The 22731-nt window shown below is 35.9% G+C and carries 19 protein-coding genes and 3 pseudogenes; 4 read left to right on the plus strand and 18 right to left on the minus strand.

Going from position 1 to position 22731, the window contains the following annotated elements; all coding sequences use genetic code 11:
- Window positions 1–48 precede the first annotated feature (48 nt).
- From ACFXN8_RS10735 to ACFXN8_RS10750, 4 genes are all read right to left on the minus strand, one after another.
- On the minus strand, window positions 49–711 hold the full coding sequence (locus tag ACFXN8_RS10735) for a DUF2785 domain-containing protein (RefSeq protein ID WP_376078893.1): 663 nt from the start codon (window positions 709–711) through the stop codon (window positions 49–51).
- Between the two features lie 26 nt (window positions 712–737).
- Window positions 738–1394 (minus strand): hypothetical protein, encoded by a 657-nt coding sequence (locus ACFXN8_RS10740; RefSeq protein WP_386844949.1) that lies wholly within the window; start codon window positions 1392–1394, stop codon window positions 738–740.
- A gap of 356 nt (window positions 1395–1750) precedes the next feature.
- Window positions 1751–1873, minus strand: a complete 123-nt coding sequence (locus ACFXN8_RS10745) for a sigma factor (RefSeq protein WP_386845109.1) — start codon at window positions 1871–1873, stop codon at window positions 1751–1753.
- 305 nt (window positions 1874–2178) lie between these two features.
- Entirely contained in the window at window positions 2179–2622 is a 444-nt protein-coding gene (locus tag ACFXN8_RS10750) for an Lrp/AsnC family transcriptional regulator (RefSeq protein WP_386844951.1), read from the minus strand.
- A 140-nt stretch (window positions 2623–2762) separates the two neighbouring features.
- Here ACFXN8_RS10750 and ACFXN8_RS10755 point away from each other — a divergent pair, with 140 nt between their 5' ends.
- The gene (locus tag ACFXN8_RS10755) at window positions 2763–3347 is read left to right on the plus strand and encodes a DJ-1/PfpI family protein (RefSeq protein ID WP_386844953.1); all 585 of its coding nucleotides are present in this window, start codon (window positions 2763–2765) and stop codon (window positions 3345–3347) included.
- Window positions 3348–3395: 48 nt separating this feature from the next.
- On the opposite strand, the gene ACFXN8_RS10760 is transcribed toward ACFXN8_RS10755, so the two are convergent.
- Entirely contained in the window at window positions 3396–4247 is an 852-nt protein-coding gene (locus tag ACFXN8_RS10760) for a LysR family transcriptional regulator (RefSeq protein WP_386844955.1), read from the minus strand.
- Window positions 4248–4404: 157 nt separating this feature from the next.
- Here ACFXN8_RS10760 and ACFXN8_RS10765 point away from each other — a divergent pair, with 157 nt between their 5' ends.
- Entirely contained in the window at window positions 4405–5547 is a 1143-nt protein-coding gene (locus ACFXN8_RS10765) for an MFS transporter (RefSeq protein WP_386844957.1), read from the plus strand.
- A 606-nt stretch (window positions 5548–6153) separates the two neighbouring features.
- Here ACFXN8_RS10765 and ACFXN8_RS10770 read toward each other — a convergent pair.
- The 11 genes and pseudogenes from ACFXN8_RS10770 to ACFXN8_RS10820 all read right to left on the minus strand — a co-directional run bounded on the left by ACFXN8_RS10770 (window position 6154) and on the right by ACFXN8_RS10820 (window position 16774).
- On the minus strand, window positions 6154–6297 hold the full coding sequence (locus tag ACFXN8_RS10770; RefSeq protein ID WP_386844959.1) for a hypothetical protein: 144 nt from the start codon (window positions 6295–6297) through the stop codon (window positions 6154–6156).
- Window positions 6298–6336: 39 nt separating this feature from the next.
- Window positions 6337–9042, minus strand: coding sequence for an aconitate hydratase AcnA (gene acnA, locus ACFXN8_RS10775; RefSeq protein WP_376078876.1), 2706 nt, complete (start codon window positions 9040–9042; stop codon window positions 6337–6339).
- 586 nt (window positions 9043–9628) lie between these two features.
- Complete coding sequence (locus ACFXN8_RS10780; RefSeq protein WP_386844962.1) at window positions 9629–11704, minus strand: serine hydrolase domain-containing protein; 2076 nt, start codon at window positions 11702–11704, stop codon at window positions 9629–9631.
- A 409-nt stretch (window positions 11705–12113) separates the two neighbouring features.
- Window positions 12114–13124, minus strand: a complete 1011-nt coding sequence (locus ACFXN8_RS10785) for a serine hydrolase domain-containing protein (RefSeq protein WP_386844964.1) — start codon at window positions 13122–13124, stop codon at window positions 12114–12116.
- 84 nt (window positions 13125–13208) lie between these two features.
- A complete protein-coding gene (locus ACFXN8_RS10790; RefSeq protein WP_376078657.1) occupies window positions 13209–13775 on the minus strand; it encodes a MarR family winged helix-turn-helix transcriptional regulator in 567 nt (188 codons plus the stop codon).
- A gap of 778 nt (window positions 13776–14553) precedes the next feature.
- The gene (locus ACFXN8_RS10795; RefSeq protein ID WP_386845111.1) at window positions 14554–14607 is read right to left on the minus strand and encodes a hypothetical protein; all 54 of its coding nucleotides are present in this window, start codon (window positions 14605–14607) and stop codon (window positions 14554–14556) included.
- A 444-nt stretch (window positions 14608–15051) separates the two neighbouring features.
- Window positions 15052–15501: an HTH domain-containing protein gene (locus tag ACFXN8_RS10800; RefSeq protein ID WP_386844966.1), complete on the minus strand. Its 450-nt coding sequence runs from the start codon at window positions 15499–15501 to the stop codon at window positions 15052–15054.
- Between the two features lie 200 nt (window positions 15502–15701).
- Window positions 15702–15833: pseudogene (locus ACFXN8_RS10805) on the minus strand (PBSX family phage terminase large subunit); the annotation flags it as partial.
- A gap of 61 nt (window positions 15834–15894) precedes the next feature.
- Complete coding sequence (locus ACFXN8_RS10810; RefSeq protein ID WP_386845113.1) at window positions 15895–16008, minus strand: hypothetical protein; 114 nt, start codon at window positions 16006–16008, stop codon at window positions 15895–15897.
- Window positions 15996–16121: a hypothetical protein gene (locus ACFXN8_RS10815; RefSeq protein ID WP_386845115.1), complete on the minus strand. Its 126-nt coding sequence runs from the start codon at window positions 16119–16121 to the stop codon at window positions 15996–15998. The genes ACFXN8_RS10810 and ACFXN8_RS10815 overlap by 13 nt, the downstream gene beginning before the upstream one ends.
- Window positions 16122–16455: 334 nt before the next feature.
- Window positions 16456–16774: pseudogene (locus ACFXN8_RS10820) on the minus strand (cytochrome C biogenesis protein).
- A gap of 1633 nt (window positions 16775–18407) precedes the next feature.
- On the opposite strand from ACFXN8_RS10820, the gene ACFXN8_RS10825 reads away from it, so the two are divergent.
- Both ACFXN8_RS10825 and ACFXN8_RS10830 read left to right on the plus strand, forming a co-directional pair.
- Entirely contained in the window at window positions 18408–19124 is a 717-nt protein-coding gene (locus tag ACFXN8_RS10825) for a copper amine oxidase N-terminal domain-containing protein (RefSeq protein WP_386844968.1), read from the plus strand.
- Between the two features lie 696 nt (window positions 19125–19820).
- On the plus strand, window positions 19821–20756 hold the full coding sequence (locus ACFXN8_RS10830; RefSeq protein WP_376078664.1) for a bile acid:sodium symporter family protein: 936 nt from the start codon (window positions 19821–19823) through the stop codon (window positions 20754–20756).
- A 120-nt stretch (window positions 20757–20876) separates the two neighbouring features.
- Here ACFXN8_RS10830 and ACFXN8_RS10835 read toward each other — a convergent pair.
- Both ACFXN8_RS10835 and ACFXN8_RS10840 read right to left on the minus strand, forming a co-directional pair.
- A pseudogene (locus ACFXN8_RS10835) lies at window positions 20877–20993 on the minus strand (IS6 family transposase); the annotation flags it as partial.
- A 27-nt stretch (window positions 20994–21020) separates the two neighbouring features.
- Window positions 21021–22319 (minus strand): MFS transporter, encoded by a 1299-nt coding sequence (locus ACFXN8_RS10840; protein WP_386844970.1) that lies wholly within the window; start codon window positions 22317–22319, stop codon window positions 21021–21023.
- Between the last annotated feature and the right edge of the window lie 412 nt (window positions 22320–22731).

A 22731-nucleotide genomic window follows, 5' to 3' on the forward strand; every position in this document is an offset into this window, starting at 1 on the left:
CCCCTTTCTTTTTTTGATTATTCACAATATACAACATAAACATATGTTCTATAAAGAAAAAAGCACTTCATTCCTCCCACCTCTGAAGAAGTGGGAGGAATGAAGCTCAATTCTGTGAATGAAAGCATAATTTTCTTGTAAAACGGCGTTGTATAATGCACTTGCAATTTCAATATAAGAGGCTTTATTTAATTTTTGATTTTTCACCAACTGTTCGATTGCATCAGCCATATGGGCAACACTATGAGCCCACCCTTTCCCTGGCACGTAGCCTCTTACATCCGTTTCAGCTGATAAATAAGCTAGTAATTGATCTTTACAATCATTTATTTTGTCCTCAGATAAAAAATCGTCTTCATGATCCCTATGTAAAATAAGTGCAATTAGAAGCGACGTAAATGTTCGAGTAAAAACTAAATCTGATTCGCTTTCAGTAATACCTTTAAAAAGCGGATTTTTCAGACTATAATCTAAAAGCTCCGTTAAAAGTGAATGCTCAAGTAAGTTTTTTTCTAAAATTAATTCATAAAACGACCCATATATTAAGTCATCTCTCAGTTCGCTATCTAATGAACCGATATGTAGCATCATTGACTGTATGATATATGTTCGGTCCTCTTGTTGCCAGTTTCTACCTCCACAATTTAATTCTCTGAGTATTTCTTTTAAGTCATCTTCCTTCAATAAGTTTTCATTTTGTAACATACGCATTGTTTTTCTCCTTTTCACAGTTGTTTTTATTCAGAATAATCAGAACTATTTTCATGATAAATACCATCAAGCTTCCATCCCTCATTAAACCGTACATAAGTAAACTCCTTCTGCTCGTTGTCCATTACAACAATTACTTTGCTTTTCCAAGGAAAGGTCGCCGCACGCACCTTTCCATTTCTAACCTCATTGATTTGGTCAGACAAAGAGAGCAGAGTAGATGGCGTAACACTATTTTGTATTAAATATTGCGGACGGTCAGAGCTATCTTCTAATTCCTTCATAACTTGTTCATGAAAGGAAATCACTTTTTGGTTAGTATCATACATACAAATCCCAAGTGAACTAATGCATAAAACGATTAAACTTCCCATTAAAATGACATGCTTTTTCTTTAACCCTATATAAAATCCCCATTTATCTTCCTTTTTGTATAAATAATAATATATACCTATACATATTGGCCAAACAAAAAGAAATTGCCACATTAACACCACCCAAAAGATATCACCAAAAGACACTAAATATCGAATCATATGATGATTTAAAAGCCAAATGGGCAAAGTCCAACGCCAAGCTGAATTTTCCTGGGATAGGCTTTTAAAATAGATAAGTATGAGTGGTAAAGATAGAATAAATGCTAACGCATTGTCCATTATTACAGTTATCAATGCTTTATTCACTCCCCAGTACCTATTTTTCGAGAAAATACCATCATACAAATAATTACAATAACTGTACCCTAATCCAAATATATAAAACAGCTAATAAAAAAGCTAGACATTCTTGAAATTTTTAACTGTCTAGCCTTGATTTATTTATACTCTTCTAGTATTTTTATGCTGTCTATATCCGCAAATCTTTAATAACAGGTATTTTCCTCAAAATAAAAATAAATAAGGACCTCACGCTGTTTTAATGGCAATGCTAAGATGGCATTTTCAACTAAGGTTTGTTCATCCAGCTGCACTAACATGTCCCTTTTCGTTACAGCCTGCTTGGCAAAAATCTTCTGTTGAATTTGTATTTTACGGTATGTTCAGCTACGTAAATAGTCTTTACTTTTGTTAATGACAAGCCTCGATAAATATACTCGTAATTCTCCTCTTTCCTCATAGTTTTGTTGATTATCGTAAAATTTAATAAATACATCTTGAACGATATCTTCAGCACTTTATAAATCTTTGACGTAATAAAAGGCAAGTCGGATGAGCCTTTCTGTATGCTGCTGCATTATTTCTTCGAGTTCTTTAATTTCAAGCAACATCTCTCCCCCCTCTCTGCTCTATAAACGACGCTCACAATATAGAGGTTTGCTTTTTGGGAAATTATCATTAGAAAATATCTGATTTAAGTTTTTCTTAATGGCCCTGTACGATAGAGAGCTTGGATTTTGAGGTTTCCTTTGAGATGTCTTTCTCCGTAAGCTATTCTCCTCTTTTCTCGAGTCGAGCAAATCCGGACTCATTATTCTATATTTTCATCAGAAAAAGGCGCAATGACCGATTTTTTATTTGAAGAAAGCACAATATTTGTTGAAGGCGTTCCATAAGGCATGGCCTCATCTATAAACTGCTCCAATGTTTCTACTGAATTAGTTGCAATTTTTACAATATAACTGATTTCACCCGCTACACGATAGCATTTGAGGACATCGGGATGTGCATTACAAAAATCTGAAAGACTTTTACAATCAATTGATTTAAATAAAATAATAGCTTGAATGTCACGATTGATCTTTTTTAAATTAACCCTAGCTCCGTAACCTTCAATAATCCTCTGCTCTTCCAGTTTTCTTACACGTTCAATAACAGCTGGAGAAGATAAATGAACCGTCGCTGCTAATTCCTTCATCGACATTTTTGCATTTTGTTGTAATTGCTGTAAAATTTCACGATCTATATGATCCATAAGTATCCACCTTTTTATATAAATTAGATTTAATAAAATTCCTTTTATTATAAAGCAAATCATCTAAAATACATTATACAGATTCTGTCATTGAATTGCCTTATTCATTACAATTAAACGATAAAGGAGGCATTAACAACATGAAAAAAATATTATTACTATTAGCAAATGGATTTGAGGCTGTTGAAGCGAGTGTTTTTACAGATGTACTTGGCTGGAATAAATGGGAGGGCGATGGCACAACAGAGGTCGTGACTGTAGGATTGCATCAGCAACTGCAATGTACATGGAATTTTAACGTAGCACCCGAAAAGTTGCTTCATGAAATATCATTAGAGGATTTTGATGCACTTGCGATTCCTGGAGGCTTTGAGGAAGCTGGATTTTATGAGGATGCCTTTAGCGAGGAATTCCAGGCGGTTGTTCGTCATTTCGATGAACACAAAAAACCGATTGCGACGATTTGTGTAGCTTCCCTCATTTTAGGTCATAGCGGCGTACTACAAAATCGAAAAGCTACTACTTATAATCACCCAACAAGTAAACGAATAGCACAACTTCAATCCTATGGTGCAGACATCATCAATGAACGAGTTGTTCAAACTGAACATATTATTACATCATCAAATCCTGGCACTGCATTCGACGTTGCATTTAGCTTATTAGAAATACTGACATCTGTGGAAAATACAAAAAAGGTAAAGGATTTTATGGGGTTTAATTAATTTAATGAAGCTGTCTCCACTAAACGCTTGGAGACAGCTTCATTCCATTTAATTTGATATTAATTGATATAATTTCGAACCTAACTCTTTATTTTTAGTAACCAATGAAATCGTTCTGGATCTTCCAAAATTATTAATCGGTAAGGCCAAAAGTTGAAGATGACCGATATTTTTAGCCATTAGCTCTGGTACAATCGTAATCCCCATTCCAGAAGTTACAGCTCCAAAGACAAAATCACCAAAGTTCACTTCACTTATAATATTTGGCGTGTAGCCAAGTGATTGTATTTGTTCTACTATATCCTTCCTTGAATCACAAGGAGCTTGATGAACAATAAGTGGCTCCTCACACAATTCTGCAAGCTCAACTTCTGTTCTTGAATTAAAACGATGATTCAAAGGTAACACAGCATAGTAAGGTTCCGTAAACAATTCTTTATTCCACAAAGATTTTCTCGTATATTTTGCATCTACAAAGACTGCATCAAGTCTACCTTTTTCCAAAGATTGTAGCAGTTCATTTGAAGTATTTTGAATCATTAATGTTATAGGTCGACCAAGTTGCTGAAGTTCTTTCATTTTGTTTGGCAAATAGTAAGTGGCTAAGCTAGGCAGACCACCGATTGCAACAGGGTTACTCTGACTAAATTGCTGTAATTCCTCTCGAATGGCGGCAATTTCAGTCATAACTGGTGTAATTCGAGTATAGAAACGTTCGCCAGCTTCTGTTAATTCAATGCCAATGGATGTTCTATGAAATAGCTCGATGCCAAGATTATTCTCTAAGTTTCGTATATGTTTACTTAGTGCAGGTTGGGAAAGATTCGTGATTTGAGCAGCTTTAGAAAAACTTTTTTGTTTGGCAGCAGCAATAAAACTGTGTAACCATTCTACATTCATTGTATTCCTCCATACCCTATAACGATTTGTTATACCCTTATAAAATAGTGATTGTTCCATATTCAACGTTTTTTAGTAACCTATTAAATATAGAAGGCGCTTCGATTATAACATAACGTTATAGGTTAGCATTTTTAATTTTATGGAGGTTCACTATATGAAAAATGTTTTATTATTATCCTTCGGCATGTTTGCCTTAGGTTTTGATGCTTATGTTATCGCAGGACTTCTCCCAGGAATTAGCGATACCTATCAAAAAAGTACATCGCAAGTTGGCCAAGCTGTGAGTATTTTTACTTTATTTTACGCTATATCAGCACCGTTATTTTCTTCTTTACTTGCAGGAAAACCAATCAAAAAAATCTTAATATGGTCAATGCTTATCTTCACAATAGCGAATAGTATTACAGCTTTAGCGCCCACTTTTTCTATTCTTCTTCTATCGAGAGCAATTGCGGGGACAGGGGCTGGTTTATTCTCACCTTTAGCTGTAGCAGCTTCTACAAAGTTCGTTTCTAGTGAAAAGAAAGGAAGAGCTCTAGGGTTAACTATAGGAGGAATGAGTATGGGAACAGTGCTTGGCGTTCCTTTAGGCATTTATATATCGAACTTATTCGATTGGAAAGTAACACTTTTGCTATTAGTCATGATCGGTGTCATTTCTGTTTTATGTATGTATATTTTTTTGCCCGATTTCCCAACAACGCCTCCCCCTGCACTTAACGAACGATTAAAAATGTTCCTGGATAAAAGAGTAACTATTACTGTATGTATAACATTCTTCGCGAGTATTGCTAGCCTAGGATTGTACACATATCTATTTCCCCTTTTAGAAGAAATGACAAGCTCTAGTAATTTAACAATGTACCTTTGGGCATGGGGATTCGGTGGCTTGGTGGGAAGTATAATGATTGGTTACATAATCGACTACTTCGGAAAACCAAAAACTTTAGTTACAATCATTTTATTCACTTTAACTTTATCCATTATTTGTATACCATTAATGATTAACTTACCTATAATAAAGTACTTACCATTCTTTGTCTGGGGAGCAATGGGTTGGGCAAGCCAAGCACCTCAACAACATATTTTACTCTCATATCAGCCCAACAACGGAAGCTCCGCAGTGGCCTTAAACAGTTCTGTAAATTATTTAGGCAGTGCAATCGGTGCAAGCTTAGGTGGCATTGTACTGTCCTTACAGATTGGAACAATAACATTGATTTATTTCGCGGTTATCTCTATGCTAATCGCCATTTGTTTACAGTTTTATAGTTTGAGGAAGAAATTTAGCGTTTAAAAAGTATAAATTTATATAATTGCGATTCTAACTGTTGATTTGATGATCTTATTCGTCATTTTGATGGCTAGAATGGCAAATTTGACTGGGTTACCTTCTTTTAGGATGGCGCTTTCCGTCGCTTTGACCGTTCTTTCCGTCGTTTCGATGGTTCCATCCGGCGCTCTGACGATTCTTTCCGTCACTTCGGCGGGACCTTCCGTCGTCGGAGATTCTTTCCGTCGCTTTGGCCGTTCTTTCCGTCGTTTCGATGGTTCCATCCGTCGCTGTGGCGATCCTTTCCGTCACTTTGGAGGGAACTTCCGTCGTCGGAGATTCTTTCCGTCGCTTTGGCCGTTCTTTCCGTCGTTTCGATGGTTCCATCCGTCGCTGTGGCGATTCTTTCCGTCGCTTTGACAGTTCTATCCGCCATTTCAAGGGTTCTATCCATCACTTTGACATTTCTATCCATTGTTTTGAGGTTCTATCCGCAATTTTGACCATCCTATCCACAATTCCGGAGGCTCTATCCACGATTTTGACGTTTCTATCCACGATTTCGAAGGTTCTATCCGTCACTTTGATATTTCTATCCATTGTTTTGAGCTATCCGCAATTTTGACGATCCTATCCGCCTCTTTCGTCTTCAGAATACTCTTCTATGATTAGCTCATAGTGACTTGGTAATGGAACAATGGATAAAGCTCGTTCTTTCAGTTCATCTTTTTGCAAACAAATGCCTCCAATACAATTTTTTCTATGTATAGACAAAAACCGACCTCCTAAGAGATCGGTTTTTTATTTAAATGATTATTGAGCAGCTTTTGCGCGAAGAACCATTTGTAGGATACCACCGTGACGGTAGTAGTCTACTTCTACTTCTGAGTCGAAACGAGCTAAAGCTTGGAAAGTTTTAACTGAACCGTCTTCAGATTTAGCAGTAACTGTTAAGATTTCACGTGGTTTCACGTTGTCAGTAATGTTAACAGAGATTTCTTCTTTACCAGTTAAGCCTAATGTATCAGCTGATTCACCTGGCATGAATTGAAGTGGAAGAACACCCATCATTACTAAGTTAGAACGGTGGATACGCTCGTAAGATTGTGCGATAACTGTTTTGATACCAAGTAAGTTAGTACCTTTAGCAGCCCAGTCACGAGAAGAACCCATACCGTAGTCGTTACCAGCAAGTACTACTAAGCCAGTACCTTGCTCTTGGTATTTCATACATGCGTCATAGATGTACTCTACTTCACCTGTTGGCCAGTAAGTAGTGAAACCACCTTCTGTACCTGGAGCAACTTGGTTACGGATACGGATGTTTGCAAATGTACCACGCATCATAACTTCGTGGTTACCACGACGAGAACCGTATGAGTTGAAGTCACGGATTGCAACACCGTTTTCGATTAAATATTTACCTGCAGGTGTTTCTTTACCGATTGCACCAGCTGGAGAAATATGGTCAGTTGTAATTGAGTCACCGAACTTCGCCATAATGCGTAAGCCTTCTAAGCCTTTGATAGCTTCTGGCTCTTTTGCAAGACCTTGGAAGAATGGTGGGTTTTGGATGTAAGTTGATTTGTCATCAAATGTGTATAGAGACTCAGTTGATGTTTCAATTGCATTCCATTTTTCGTTCGCTGTGAATACAGTTTCGTATTCTTTTTGGAATAATTCACGGTTAACTACAGTACCTAATACTGCGTTAACTTCTTCAGTTGTAGGCCAGATATCAGCGAAGAATACTTCGTTGCCATCTTTGTCTTTACCGAATGAATCTTTTTGTAGGTCAACATCCACAGTACCAGCAAGTGCATAAGCAACAACAAGTGGTGGTGAAGCTAAGTAGTTAGCTTTTACAAGTGGGTGTACACGACCTTCGAAGTTACGGTTACCAGAAAGAACTGAAGTTACGAATAAGTCGTTCTCTTTGATAGCGTCTTCGATTTCAGGAAGTAATGGACCTGAGTTACCGATACATGTTGTACAACCGTAACCTACAGTGTTGAAACCGATTTGGTCAAGGTAAGTTTGTAAACCTGAATCTTCAAGGTAACCAGTTACTACTTTAGAACCTGGTGCTAAAGAAGTTTTTACCCATTTAGGTACAGTTAGACCTTTTTCTACAGCTTTTTTCGCAACTAAGCCCGCAGCGATTAATACGTATGGGTTAGATGTATTTGTACAAGAAGTGATAGCAGCGATTGCTACAGCACCTGTTGGGATTTCTACATCACCTTCAGCGAATTTAGCTACAGAAGTTTTTGCGAATTCATCTTCAGTTAAACCGAAACCTTGTGTACCTTGTGGTGCCACTACTGCTTCTTTGTAACGAGAACGCATTTGAGATAGTGGAATTAAGTCTTGTGGACGTTTTGGACCAGAAAGGTTTGGTTCGATTTCATCTAAGTTTACTTCTAATACGTCAGTGTAAACTGGCTCTAAAGTTGGATCGAAGAACATGTGGTTAGCTTTTAAGTAAGATTCTACAACCGCGATGTGCTCTTCGTCACGACCAGTTAAACGCATGTAGTTTAATGATTCTTCGTCAATTGCGAAGAAACCACATGTAGCACCATATTCAGGAGCCATGTTAGAGATTGTCGCACGGTCAGCTAGTGGTAATTTAGTTACGCCAGGTCCGAAGAACTCAACGAATTTACCAACTACGCCACGTTGACGTAATACTTGAGTTACTTTTAATGCTAAGTCAGTAGCAGTAGTTCCGTTTGGAAGATCGCCAACTAATTTAACACCGATAACTTCTGGAATTGGGAAGTATGAAGGTTGACCAAGCATACCTGCTTCAGCTTCGATACCACCAACGCCCCATCCAAGAACGCCAATACCGTTGATCATTGTTGTATGTGAGTCAGTACCTACTACTGAATCTGGGAAAGTTTCGAATGTACCGTCAGCATTTTCGTTTACGTGTACAACTGGAGCTAAATACTCTAAGTTTACTTGGTGAACGATACCAGTTGCTGGTGGTACAGCACGGAAGTTATTGTAAGCAGTTTGAGCCCATTTTAAGAAGTTATAACGCTCAGCGTTACGTTCGAATTCTAGGTCCATGTTTGCTGCTAATGCAGATGCATTACCGTATTTGTCAACTTGTACTGAGTGGTCAATTACAAGGTCAACTGGAATAGCAGGGTTGATTTTGCTTGGGTCGCCGCCCATTTCTTTCATAGCAGAACGTAGAGAAGCAAGGTCAACTACTACTGGTACACCAGTGAAGTCTTGTAATACTACGCGTGAAGGTTTGAATGGTACTTCTGCTTCTGGATCTGCGCCGTTACCCCATTTTGATAATTCGTTTACGTGCTCTTCTTTGATAACATATGCATCATATTGACGTAAAACTGATTCTAATAATACTTTGATTGAGTAAGGAAGGTTTGAAACTTTTGCAACGCCAGCTTTTTCAATCGCAGCTAAGTCATAGTAATTATAAGTTTTACCATTAACTTCGAATGATGCGCGGCTGTTGTGTAAATTACCTTGTGCCATTTGCGGATCCCCCTAAATATCTTTTTGAAAAGGCCTATATAAATTTTAAAGCATCTTTTCTCCAATACCCATGATAGCGCATTTATATTCATAAGTAAATTACATTAATATTATCTTTTTCAATAAGTAATCCTTATGACATTGATTTCTATCCTTATGTTTTTAATTTTTTGATGTGCATAATATGAAGGTTTCGCTGAAACGGCATTTTTATACCTTTTTATCTGAAGTGTATAAAATGTTTTTAACTGGGGTACTTTCTGGGGGACTCGTAGTTTTTTTAAATGGTACCTCAACAAAAAAATTATATATTTATAAAAATCGTTTTGAGCAGGTACGTTTATAGTAGAAATTTTATCAAAGAAAATAATTTGCAAAAAAACTAGGTTTTATAACCTTTATTTCCATTTTATCTTAAAATAAAAAAGCCACTATGTGTAGTGAACCCCTAAAAGTTAGATTTTCGGTCTAACTTTTGGGGTATAGTTCATCTTTAGTGACTTTTGTTTATTAGTTTCTACATATTTCCGAGTTAAGAATACAATCGTGTCGTACTGGTTTTGTTGATGTCGTTCTTGAATTATAGTTAGTTCAACGTAATTGCAAATTCCGAATTCGGCTCGCCAGCAAATACAACCGTTCCGTTCTTCGGCAGTTTTACTTTGTTATTGTCGCTTACAACGGTAAAATTGATACATACTCCATTCTCATCATACACCGCGAACGAACTCTTTGATGGCAACGCCACGGTCATCGTTTTCCCTGCTGCCGCTTGTGGGATCGTAAACCATTTCGCATGCCCATTTGCTTGCAGCGTAACTTTGGATGATTGGCCTGCATCCAGCGATTTTACGTTGGATTCGCTAACGTATAAAAATCCGGACATCTCTATATATTCATCGCCGCCTTCTGTATAGAAACGGGCTTCTGTCGTATCACGGCCACCAGCCACAGGTATTTGGAGCTGATGCATCGCCGCGTTAGGGCCTGTAATTTTTAAGCTTTCCCAATAGCCCTCCATGCCTTCCTTGCTATTAATTTGTGAGGTAAGCATCATTAAATATTGCATTGAACTAAATTTCTCACTCACAAGATAGAACTTGACGCCTTCTCGCTTTGCCCATGCGGCAGCGGTTTCCTTCGATAGCACATTGTCTTCAAGTTTCTCGGCTACATATTGAGTATTCGCTACTTGCCCTAAACCTGGCGCCGATATATATGTGCTCTCCTTCAAATAAGTTCGTCCATTTTTCTCAGTAACGAAATTGAGCTTGGCGGTACCATTCTCATTAATAAAGCTTCCATTCGCAGTATATACATATTTCACTTGCGGATTAGATGATAAGATTAGTTCTCCAGTCTTCGTAATTTCTATTTTGAATTGACTTAAACTATTACCGTAAAAACCCGCTTTCTTCGCTACGTCTTGAGGCATTTTTGCTTTGATCGGCTTGCCAAAGGATTTGTTCGGCTTGATATCCTTAATTGTACCCTTCTCTTTAAGCGCGGCGAGCAGTAATTCATTCGCCATCAGTTGATTTATAATGCTGCTACCACCGGATGACAACACAGCCACTGCCATCTTCTGTTCCGGAAGCACGACTAGTGAAGCATGTTGCAGTATCGTGTCGCCGCCCTTAGCCAATCCCTTTATCCCATATCCACTGAATGGATATAGTTTCACACTGTCCCAGCCAAGACCATAGTTGATAATATTATCTCCATCCCCTGGCCACATCCCTTTTTTATATTCCTCTTGCTCCATCGCCTTGACTGCCTTTTCAGAGAGGATTCCTTTTCCCTGTCTCATAAATATTTGTGAGAATCGCACCAAATCTTCTGCTGTGGAAGAGATCCCTCCCGTACCAATCACATTCACTGATTCAGTAGGAAGCTGCCCTGGGTACATTGGAGAATAAAGTCCAGCCCGCTTATCATCTTCCCAATTGTCCTGCGACGTTTTCGTATGATTTAGCTTTAAGGGTTTTGTAAACTGTTGATGTATGAACTCGGTAAAGCCCATACCGCTGACTCTTTCCACCATAATCTCGGCTAGCGTAAAGCCATCGTTGCAGTATACCGAGAACGCACCAGGATCCGCCTTCAATTGCTGGTTGGACAATTGCTGCAACAAGTTATCATGGGCATAGGTATCATTATCTTTAAATAAAAATGAATTACTAAGCGTATTACCTTGCAAGCCGGAGGAGTGGTTCAACAGCATACGTGGCGTAATGCTTTTGTAACGCTCATCTTTCATTTTGAAATCAGGAACATAGTGGACGACAGGAGCATCCAAATCGACTTTTCCTTCGTCGACCAATTTCATTACAGCCGCTGTTACATACATTTTACTGACTGAACCAATCCCGTATAGGGTATCTTTGGTCAGTGGCTGTTTCCCTTCCATATCGTTCTTGCCTGTCTGACCCGACAAAATAAGTTTACCATTATCAATTAGTGCATACTGCACGCTAGTCGTCTCATAGGTCTTCGTAAGTAGAGTAGCCTTCTCTGCCGCAATCTTTTTCAGTTCTTGACTAGCTACTTCTTGGCTAGCTACAACCGTATTCTGACTGCTAGAAGACGCCATCGCCCCTGTTGGTAGGCTCACCGTTAACGCTAATGTAGCGGCTAACACCAAAGATAGTTTATTTTTCATTAAAGAAATACCTCCTTGATTTCTAGATATACACTTCCTAAAACAATAATGAATGCACAATTTTTGTTCACTTTAACACCTTGATTACCCCCTCAGCAAGAAATATTTCCCATAAATAGAATATCAAAGTTTTATTTTCTCGTAAATACAGTGATAGACTGATACCCTATCGAGCTTAAAACTTATGGTTGGATTATGAGAGTAAATTAAAAAGACCAGCTCGGCTAAATTTAGCTTTGCTGGTCATCTTCTATTGTGCAGCTACAATATTTGCAATTTGCGCAAGTTTAGCTGTTTTTATTTTATTAGCTCCTTCTTTGGATAGAGGAGTTCCTGTTTCTAAGGAACTTCCCCAAAAAAAGTTATCTTAATGAAGAAATCTATCTAATTAATATCAGATGTTTTAAACTTATAGACTTTCTAATAAGGAAATCCCTATCTTTTCATCATCATTTCTACCTAATCTATAATTGGCCAAAACTACTGAGGCAACTTTCTTTTCTTTATCAATCCCTAAAAATGAACTAAAGCATCCTGTTCCACCGCCATGTAACATTACATTATTGTTTTTCTTTAAAAGCCACCATCCAAGACCCATATCATACTTCTTTGTTCCATTTCCATGCTTTTTATGACAAAGAGACAAATATGGTTTATCTTCGTAAATATTTATTTTTGCATATTTAAGTAGATCCTCAGCAGTTGAACTTATTGCACCCGCAGGTGATATAAGATTTTCTTTGTTCCATTTCCAGTTGCCGCAATCATTATTTTTTCTGTCATAACCATGTAAATTATTATTGGATGTGCCTAAATAAGTATCGCTTAGTCCTAGCTCATTATGAAGAAAATCATTCATAGTGTCCCAAAATCCCCTGCCTGATACAGTCCCCAATCCATACCCAATAAGTGATATACCGAAATTTGAATATTTCCACGAATAATCCATTTCTTTCAATTTATTTTTTTCAATTAGAATTTTCATTTTGTTAAAATCCATATTTAATGGATTATTCTTATTCAAATTACCACCGCCAATGATCAAATCTAAAAATAGGCTCGAATATTCTCGTTTATTTAATGGCAGACCGGCTGAATATCCAGAAGAATGAGTAGCAAGACGGAGCAATGTAGGATAATACTCATCTTCCTTAAGTTCTTCTATATATTTTTGTATTGAATCGTTTAGTGATAACTTGTTCTCGAATACATATTTTGATAGTAATGATACAGTAAAAGTCTTTGTAATCGATCCAATTTCATAATGAAATTTTTCTGATGGATCAAGTTCACCGTTTTCATTATAAACTTTTATAACTGTATTATTGTCTGTTAAATAGCCTATAGTTAATTTTAAATCTTTTTTTCCTTTACAGGTCTTTTTAATTAATCTTAACGTTTCATCACTAATTTCAAACATAAATGATCGCTCCTCTTTATCCTTCATTTTAAAAAAATATTGATATTATTTTCTTCAGGATAATTAGCCTATACGATTTATTTTTCACATTTTATTTCCCTTATTAATTGCTTGAATTCTTCGTCTCTCAAATTCCTTCATTATTCTCGATTGTAATTCATCGTTATCTTCATCCATTTTTAAGTTACCCTCTTCTTCAAATCCATCTTGTTCATCACCGTCAAAACTATATAGTTTCTTCAAAAGGCCCCACATTGTTTCCAATTCTTCAGTTGAGAATTTTTTAAAAAGATCTTCCAAAAAGAAGATTCCTTTTTCTGCAACAACAAGCAATACCTCTTTTCCATTTTTAGTGATTATTACATTAACCGCACGTTTATCTTTTTTACTAGGAACTACGTTAACGTAACCCCTATTTTCCATGATTGTAATCAACTGTTTCGTACTCTGTTTTGTAGTACCTAATTTTCTAGCAATATTATTCAAAGTCGTTTCATCTTCAGGTAAATGCGCTATTGCCACCATTGCCATATACTGTCTTGATGTTAAAAGTTCAAGAAACTTGTCACCTTTTACCTGAATTTTATTGGCAAGAGAAAATAAAGTAGCGTAAGTTTGCTGCATTAAAAATATTTCTTTGTAAATATCCATAGTTACCCTCCACTTTAGACAGTTTACTGTCTAAATAAAGAGTATCACATAATCGATTTTAGTCAATATACTGTCTAATTATTTTGAAACAATGCTCCTTTAATTCAATAAGAAAACCTGAAGTGGATTATTGTGTGTTTGATGAAGTACAAAATTTTAAAAATGCTTAAACTAAGAGGTCCTATAATTAGGGGTTTGACATCGGAAGAGAATAAAAAAGGATAAAAAATTCACAGCAGATTTACCAGAAAAACTAGAACAAAAACAATATTGGAAAATGACAATCAAACAGGAACTCTTTATCAATCAATTTTAGAAGAAGTTAAAAAAGAAGTTAAAGAAGTCTAAAAAACTGACTAAACATAAACACAATCCTTATATGATGATAGGGAAACAAGCAATTATGCGGTCATCCAAGCCTTTATTTAAAGGAAGAAAAATTGAACAACTTTGCAGAACGTTCTAATAAAGTTGTGCTCGCTGAGGAATTAATTAGCTCCATTCTTGAGGTGAATGAAAGTGTTCTACATTTCACTCAATACGTTCAAGTCGGGAAAAGCTACAACAATATTTCTCAGAAACATTTATAAAGAAGTTTTATACTTGCACGGTGCAGCTTAAATCTTTTCCATGAGCTATAAAGAAAACTCTTTCCCTGAGTTATAGCTACACCCATGGATGCACTGTTTAACTAGAATATCTGTAGCCGATATCCAATTTCATCAAACACTTTTGCAATAAGCGTAACAAAACCTCTCTCCTGTCCAATAAGCACCCCTTAAACATTCTCGGCAATGATTATTTTAGGTTGAAGCTTCTCAGCAACATCAATAAAGTCAAAAAATAAATCATCTAACCTTTGCTTTGCTTGACCCTAACTAAAATGGTGAGCATCCCCCAACTTTTCTTCCCTTTTACCTGCAGTAGAAAAAACACTACAAGGTGGCGAGCTATCTAAAATATCTAAATTAAATAGCTTACTTGGGGGTTCACTATAAAGATATCTCTTTAAATTGTTGTATTCCCATTAAAAATGGGTATCTAGGATTATGATTTTTCTTATATATGCGTCATTTCCGGATCAATTTCAACGTTGCCAATAACATCATCTCCAGCTAATTTGTAACCCATTGATGAGCCGCCACCGCATGAATAACAACTAAAAACTTTCCAACCAATCTTCTAGACCAGCGTCATTTATTTATGAGAAAGAAGCAGCTTGAATAAACAAAAATAGCCCAGGCGCTCATTATTAGTGAGTACCTGGGCTTTAAATTTATTTATGTAAAGCAAAATTAAACATGATAATATTCACGCATATCTCAATTTCTATGTTCCTCTCTAGTAATTGATCTTCTTTAAAATCTATAAGTTCTTTTTCTGCTATATTTATAATTTTAGACAAGCTCTCTGTTGTTATCTCATATTCCGTTAACAAACTATTCAATATTGACTTTACTCTATCTTTAGCATTAAAACCATCAAAGCCAAAATTCAACATTGTTAATTTATACTCAATCTCTTCAAATTTTTCATCTGTGATTGTAATTGAACCTTTCATTAAATTGTCTATCTCATTTATGGGTATACCGAACATTTTAGAGAGATGTTGAAGCCCTAAATTAAATTTTTTAATTAAATCTTGAAATTGTTCTCTAAGGTAATCAGATTGAGTCGGTCCATTAGTGAGTAAAGATATTTCTACTTTTTTTCGATTTCCATCCATTATATTACACCCCTTACTTTATTTTGCTGAAAGTATTATTGTATTAATATAAATTGCGAGAAATACATATTATGGGAGCAAGAAATAGAAAAACTTTTCACACTTATTTTCACACTTCTATTATCTATTGGTTTTATGCAAACTAATAAAGCCAAAACTGAAGAACGTACAGAGGACTTTCAAACACAAACGTCAATTATGTAAGAGTAGTACCCCTTTACATCTTTATCACCCAAGTCTTGACGGATAAATGTAGCTGAAACAATATCGATGTCCTCAACTCCAGCGAATTCAGCCAGCTCCTCGCACCATAGCGCCATTACATAGCCCTTCATTTTACATAAGAGCAAATCGTAGCCCAGTTAAGCCCTTAGTCCTATCGCTATAGCCAATTTAACCGCGACTGGCTGCCTGCGCCAGCTCCGAGAGCAACTTTCCTCGATCTCCTTTGGTTTTGACAGCAATCTTCTTCAGCTTGTCCGGTCCGCCCCAGATTAAGTATACGATATGCTCAACCTCGTAATCCGAAGGCCACGAACCTGATTTAGCAGCATAAGATGCCTCTCATTTTCCATATCGGTTTTGATTTTCAGTTTCCTCGAATCCGTGCTATGCAGCATACACTTCACTAACGTAGGAATCGTTTCCGCGTTAACGCCATGCCACTCGGTGCATATAACAATTCCATTTTCTTGCGCCCAAAGAACCGCATTTTCGTACCAAGCTCCAGCTTTGATATCCTTAAATGTTCCACTCGCAGCGATATGGGCCAGCCAAGTTTGTCTTGCCCCGAACAAGTTTATTGGGCGCAGGTCGGTCAGTCCTGGTAATTAATTGTTTTTATACCCAGGGAGGAAAACCTTACCGGCCGTCCTTCTTCCGAGTTTACAATATCAATTGAATGATATGTTTGGAACATTTGTAACATTTTAATATCTAACTAAAATTAGGCTTTCAGTTTAATAAAGGAAATACATTTATAATAGGTTCCTCATAAGGATGAATTTCATTTATAACGTTTTTTACTTCTTCTAATTTTGAATACAGACACCTAAATTCTAACTTACATTCAGTTCCAAATGAAATTTCTCCTATTTCTCCACCATAAGGCACAGCTTTTCCAAGTGGCCTCCAATATCCTTTTGTAACAGTGTAAGAAACAACATGGTCATAATTACCAACTGTTAAAAACTTAATTTATTTAGCTCATCCTTAATTGTTCAATATATTCTTCTGGCAATAAGACTTCAACCTTTACAAATTTCATATCCATTTGACACCTCAATAATTTCGTGGTTTTCCAAATTATACGTAATTTTCCTGAAAAAATCCTTAAAAATCTTTTGCACTTATGGCTTTTTCTTTTGCTTGTTTGTCATTTGCCTTTGCTGTCTTAGCTGATTCAAAAATCAAAAAGTTAGAAAAACGTATCGAAGAACTTGAAAGAAACAAGTAATTATTTGAATACATAATAGGATTATAGAGCGATGTTTGAATCGCTCTATTTTCGATTAATACTACAGCGCATTAGATGGCATAGTTTTTACATAAATCCCCATATATGTTACATTTGAATAAGTTCAACTATTTTCAAAAAAATATACATAAAAAGGGTGCATTAGAGTGTCAAAATTTCCGATTTCTTTAGTGATTATCGGTAGTATTATTATACTTATTTCAATTTACTTTTTACAAGACCACCAATATTATCACTGGATAAAATGGACAGGTAGAATTTTGTTTTTGGGAGGATTTATATTAATCCAATTTGCTGATGAACCTAATAAAAGTGATGTTAAAACTAGGTAAATATTTTGAGGCAGGGACAAAACTAGTCAAAACCTAAAAAAGCGCGAGAAATCAATTTTAGAAACGTTGATTTTTCGCGCTTTTCTGATGTAAAATTTTTTGCTTTAAAAATATACTTATGTCCCAGCCTCAGCCTCTTTATCTTTGCCTAATGTTCTCGACTTCTTACACATTTTCTTTCTTATTGTACTTTAAAATAGTGTTAATTGCTCACTAGGTTCATCTGATAATCGACTCAATCTTATGGAGATAAGTCTATACTTTACCGTAAGAAACAATTCGAAGTCTTTTAGCTTACAGGAAAAAGTTTTTATCATCTGATGTCATTTTCTCAACCGCAAGAGGATTGTTCTATAGACGTATCTGAATTTTGCCATCTGAGCTCACCTCTCTTTTTGACGTAATAATCAAATCACAAATTTATTAACAAAAAACATATCCGAAGCCTCAACCACCGCATTATTTTATATCTGCTTTAAAAGCTATTTGGAAAAATAGTTACTCAGGTTAGGAAATAAGAAATAATTTCCCGGGTAAGCGCAAGAAATGACAAGTTTAGTCTTACATTCCAGCAACAAGCGACTGATTTTATCATTATTCTCCGCATTTCTGAAAATCCAGGCAGGGAATAAAACTCTGGTCTGTACATCATTCATCCAATTGCACACCTAATCTAGTAGATACTCAATTCCGAATGTACTTTCTAACTTCTTTGTAGCCCGACAGAAATCGCACTTATCTCGATGGTTCGGTAAATTAACATAGTTTTGCCCACCTATGTTTTATAATCCTGGTATCTGACTAGCCTAAATAGAAGGGCATAAACCAATTCTGAGCTGTAGTGTCTGACGACGTTGCGGCTTTTTCATATTCTTCAATGGTTCATTTGATTCAACAAAACTAATTTATAAACAAAGCAAACACTTAAAAATATTCCATATTTTTTAAAAAAATATTAAAACTTGCGGAAATTGTACGATACATTATAATTATATGAGTAAAAAGGTTCTTTAATCTCATTAACTAATAGTGAACAAAGAATCATTATACTTGAGCAATATGTCTCATTCAATTAGATTTATGGAGGAATAAAATTTATGAAGAAAAAATTAATCGGATTTTCAGTAGCAGGTGCGCTTCTATTAGGAAGTGCGGGTGTTTATGCTAGTTCTAACAGTCAAACACTCGAAGTTTTCTATAATATCAAAAATATAAAAATTAACCAAGTATCAAAGATGCCAGAAAATAAACCTTTTACATACAATGGTACTACTTATGTTCCTTTACGCTTCATTAGTGAGCAACTAGGAAATCCAGTGGAATGGGATAGCGCTAATCAAACAATAAATATAGGTAAAACGAGTGACAAATCTGCTTTTTACCCTGAAAGGGATTTAGAATATATGAACTTCCAAAACAGTGAAAATTATAGTAGTTTATATAGTTATTCATTTAACCAAAAAACAATTTCAGATAATATTGGAAATGATTATAGCAATTACATTACAATTTCAACTCATTCCTGGGATAATCAATGGTCATTGATTGAATTTCCTTTGAATGGTCAATACAACACTTTTAAAACTACGTTAGGATTGACTGAAGAAGGTAAAAATATAACAAAAGAATTAAAATTAGAAGTATTTCTTGACGAGAAATCAATTGAAACCTATACAATTTCTGCTGGCGATATGCCAAAGGATATTGAGTTGAAACTCAAAGGTGCCAATAAAATTGGCTTTAAATTAAGTAAAAAAGAATCTTCAAATATTAGTGCCCAGATCGGTTTATTTGAATCAAGATTTTACAAGTAAGAGTGATTGAGGGAGGCGAATAAACCTCCCTTTAATTTTTTTTGTACGCTTTAGCTCTTTCCATCATTTAAATAATCCCAAAATATTAGGAGGAATCTTTCGAACCTCCACTTAGCCCACCTACGCAAATTACAAATCTGCTCAAGCTCTTTCCCTATGCTCCGTTGCTCCCTGAAAACCTTGCAACCGCTGCATTTCTTAGTAGGGTCATAGGGCAGTACGTTTCGAGCACCCTTTAGACTTTAGAAAAGTTATTTGGTCCCGCTGATTGCTTAACCTTTTACAGTTCTACCAGAAGCGTGTATTTGCTATAAACTTACTCGTTCATTTTCTATATTAAATTCCTTTACCATTTGAAACGGTCGCGGATCTTAAGAAATGAAATTCATCCTACTAGCTACATTCCCACTTCCCTCTGTAACATCTGCAACCAATCGTTCTAACTCTCTTGATGTCCTAGCCTTTCATTCATTTCTATTATTTCTTATTCTTTTCTATCTTATAATAGGCTTTATTACTCTCATACCTAGTTCATATAAACTATCCAAAATAAGAGTCTAGGTATAATAACTTTATTTCCCTAAATATTATGAATATGGAATCAAATTTTATTAATTAATTATTCTAACTATTGATTAAATTCTGTATTCAATATATAGTTTTCTATGTTAGTAAAATATTACATAGAGGTGTTAAATGAAAGGTTTAGAACGTTTTAGTCAATTTGTTAGCAACACATTTGCAATTTGGGTGCTTCTTTTTGCAGCACTTGCCTTTTTTATTCCTAGCGGATTTTCTTGGATTGGGGCGTATATCACGACATTACTAGGTATTGTGATGTTTGGTATGGGATTAACCATAACAGTTGCGGACTTTAAAGAAGTCTTAACTAGACCGAAAGATGTGGCAGTTGGTGTAGTTGGTCAATTTCTAATCATGCCAACTTTAGCTTTTTTATTGGTGAAACTATTCAATCTTCAACCGGAAATTGCAATTGGTGTTATATTGGTAGGTTGCTGCCCAGGGGGTACATCTTCAAATGTCATGACATTCCTTTCCAAAGGAGATGTGGCATTATCGGTGACAGTTACATCTATCACAACTTTATTAGCTCCGATCATCACACCTGGACTTATTTATTTATTCGCAAGTGAGTACATTGATGTAGCACCTAGTGCACTTTTCATGTCGATCGTCAAAGTAATTATTATTCCGATTGCATTAGGCTTCATTGTACAAAAGCTCTTTAACAAGCAAGCCAAAGCAAGTGTGAAAGTGATGCCACTTGTTTCTGTAGTAGCCATCGTTGCTATTGTGGCTGCTGTTGTTGCGGGCAATCAACAAAAGATTGCTGAAACTGGTTTAATTATCTTCGCTGTTGTTGTTTTACATAATTGTTTAGGCTATTTAATCGGGTATTTATTTGGAAAGATCTTCGGTATGAACTTAGCAAAAAAGAAGGCTATTGCAATTGAAGTCGGAATGCAAAATTCGGGCCTAGGTGCATCTTTAGCCGTTGCACATTTCTCTCCGTTAGCCGCGGTACCAAGTGCGATTTTCAGTGTATGGCATAATATATCAGGTCCTATATTGGCAACCATTTTTAGTCGTATGAAAGATAAAGATAAGTAGATTCAACACATAGCATTTAAATGTTCAAAAACTCTGGAAGCCTTGGATTTTCAGAGTTTTTTTAGTTTTACTCACTTAAAAAACTAATTATCTATGCATGCTTAAAACGAACGTTCTTGTAGGGAAAATTTGCTCATTTTTAAACTGTTCAATTGCCATAGGATAATCTTTATTCTTATCGACTGATATGCCACGAGGCTTAGAAACATAAATAGACCGCATTGCTTTCTTAAAGAAAACATTGCGGTCTATTTATCTCTTATTTTAAGGTTTTTGCACTAGAACCTCTTTTGCTAGCATCTCTTCTTCTCCTACCTCCCCCTCTTCTACTATTTCTCCTCTTGTATCGTTTTCAAACGTATCGTACATTTTTTCCTTAATGAATAGTGCAGGAATTAACCCCATAAATGCATAAGAAATACCTAACACAGCTAGTCCAAATCCAATTGATTGTGTAGTTGCGATAATTCCAATAAGGATAGGAGCTAAAGCTGCACCTATTCTTCCCGTATTGTAAGCCGCACCTACAGCGGTTCCTCTAATATGAGTTGGGAAGCTTTCACTTAAATAAGTAGCATTTACACCATACGGCGCTCCATATACGAAACCTAGAACCGTCATTAATATAATGATGTTTCCTGGTGATTGATAAAAATAGATGACTGGTAACATGACCGCTGTAGATAATCCTGCAATCACGAAAACCCCACGACGACCAATTACATTGGCAGCCCAACCAGCAAGGGCTTTACCAAGAATCGATGCTGTATATGTTCCAATTAAATATCCTGTCATTTCTTTGAAATTAAAGCCTAATTCTTTCACAATATACGTTGGCAGCCAAGTACCTACCCCGTAATATCCGAATTGCAATAGGGAAGAAGTTACTATCCATAATAGAAAGATTGTTAAAACTTTCTTATCCCTAAACAACCGAAGCCACTCATTTGATTTCTTAGCTTTAGAAGTTTTAGCTTGTTTTTTAGCCAATCTCCAGCCAGTAGGCTCAGGTACTTTTACACGAATATAGATGGCCACAACAACCGGGATGATTGAAATTAAGAATAATGGTCTCCAACCATAATCAGGAAGAATCGCGCCCGCTAATAAAACTGCGACTAAATATCCTAATGAATAGGAAGAACCTAATACCCCCATAATAGTTGCTCTATGTTTAATCTTTACATATTCAGCCATTACCATTGTGGCTAATGAATATTCAGCTCCCATACCAATTGCTGCTATGAAACGAACAATAATAAATTGTTCATATGTCTGTACAAAAGCTAAAAGAGCGGTTCCAACTGAGAATAATATCATCATATACGTCATCATTTTAACGCGGCCAAAGCGGTCAGATAACCAACCTCCTAAGATTCCACCAAGTGCCATCCCTAATAGAGAGAATGTACTGATCCAACCAGCAGCCTTAGTATCTAAGATGAACTCATCAATTAGGCTCGGCATCACCAATGACAACATTTGGATATCCATACCATCGACTGTTAAACCTATAAAACTAGCTATAAATACAATTTTCCATAGATTTGAGTTCTTTTCCATAACATATCTCCCTCCGCATTCCTAGGTTGTTTTGAAAGAAGTATCTACATGCAAAACGAGGAAACAGTATAGAATGTTTTGGTAAGAAAAGTTTAATAGTATGTTTTCTAGTATAAGAATATCAAGTAGAGGTAATTTACATAGAGGTGGAGGATTCTTATGAAGTTTGTTCATCTCCTACTTGTTTAACCGCGAATTATATTTTTTAATTTATTTTGAAACTAACGATTCCAAAACAATTTATACGGCCTTCATTACCTTCTTTTAAATGATTATACATTTTATTAAATTATTTTCAAACAATTCTAAATATTTTTTCGGAACGATAACAACCACTTTAATGCTATAAATAACGGGTTTTAAAATAGAGGAATTGCAACCGTGTTTAGTTCAGCAAACTGTAAAAGAAAGG

The sequence above is a fragment of the Lysinibacillus sp. NPDC059133 genome (assembly GCF_042755925.1).
Taxonomy (GTDB): Bacteria; Bacillota; Bacilli; order Bacillales_A; family Planococcaceae; genus Lysinibacillus.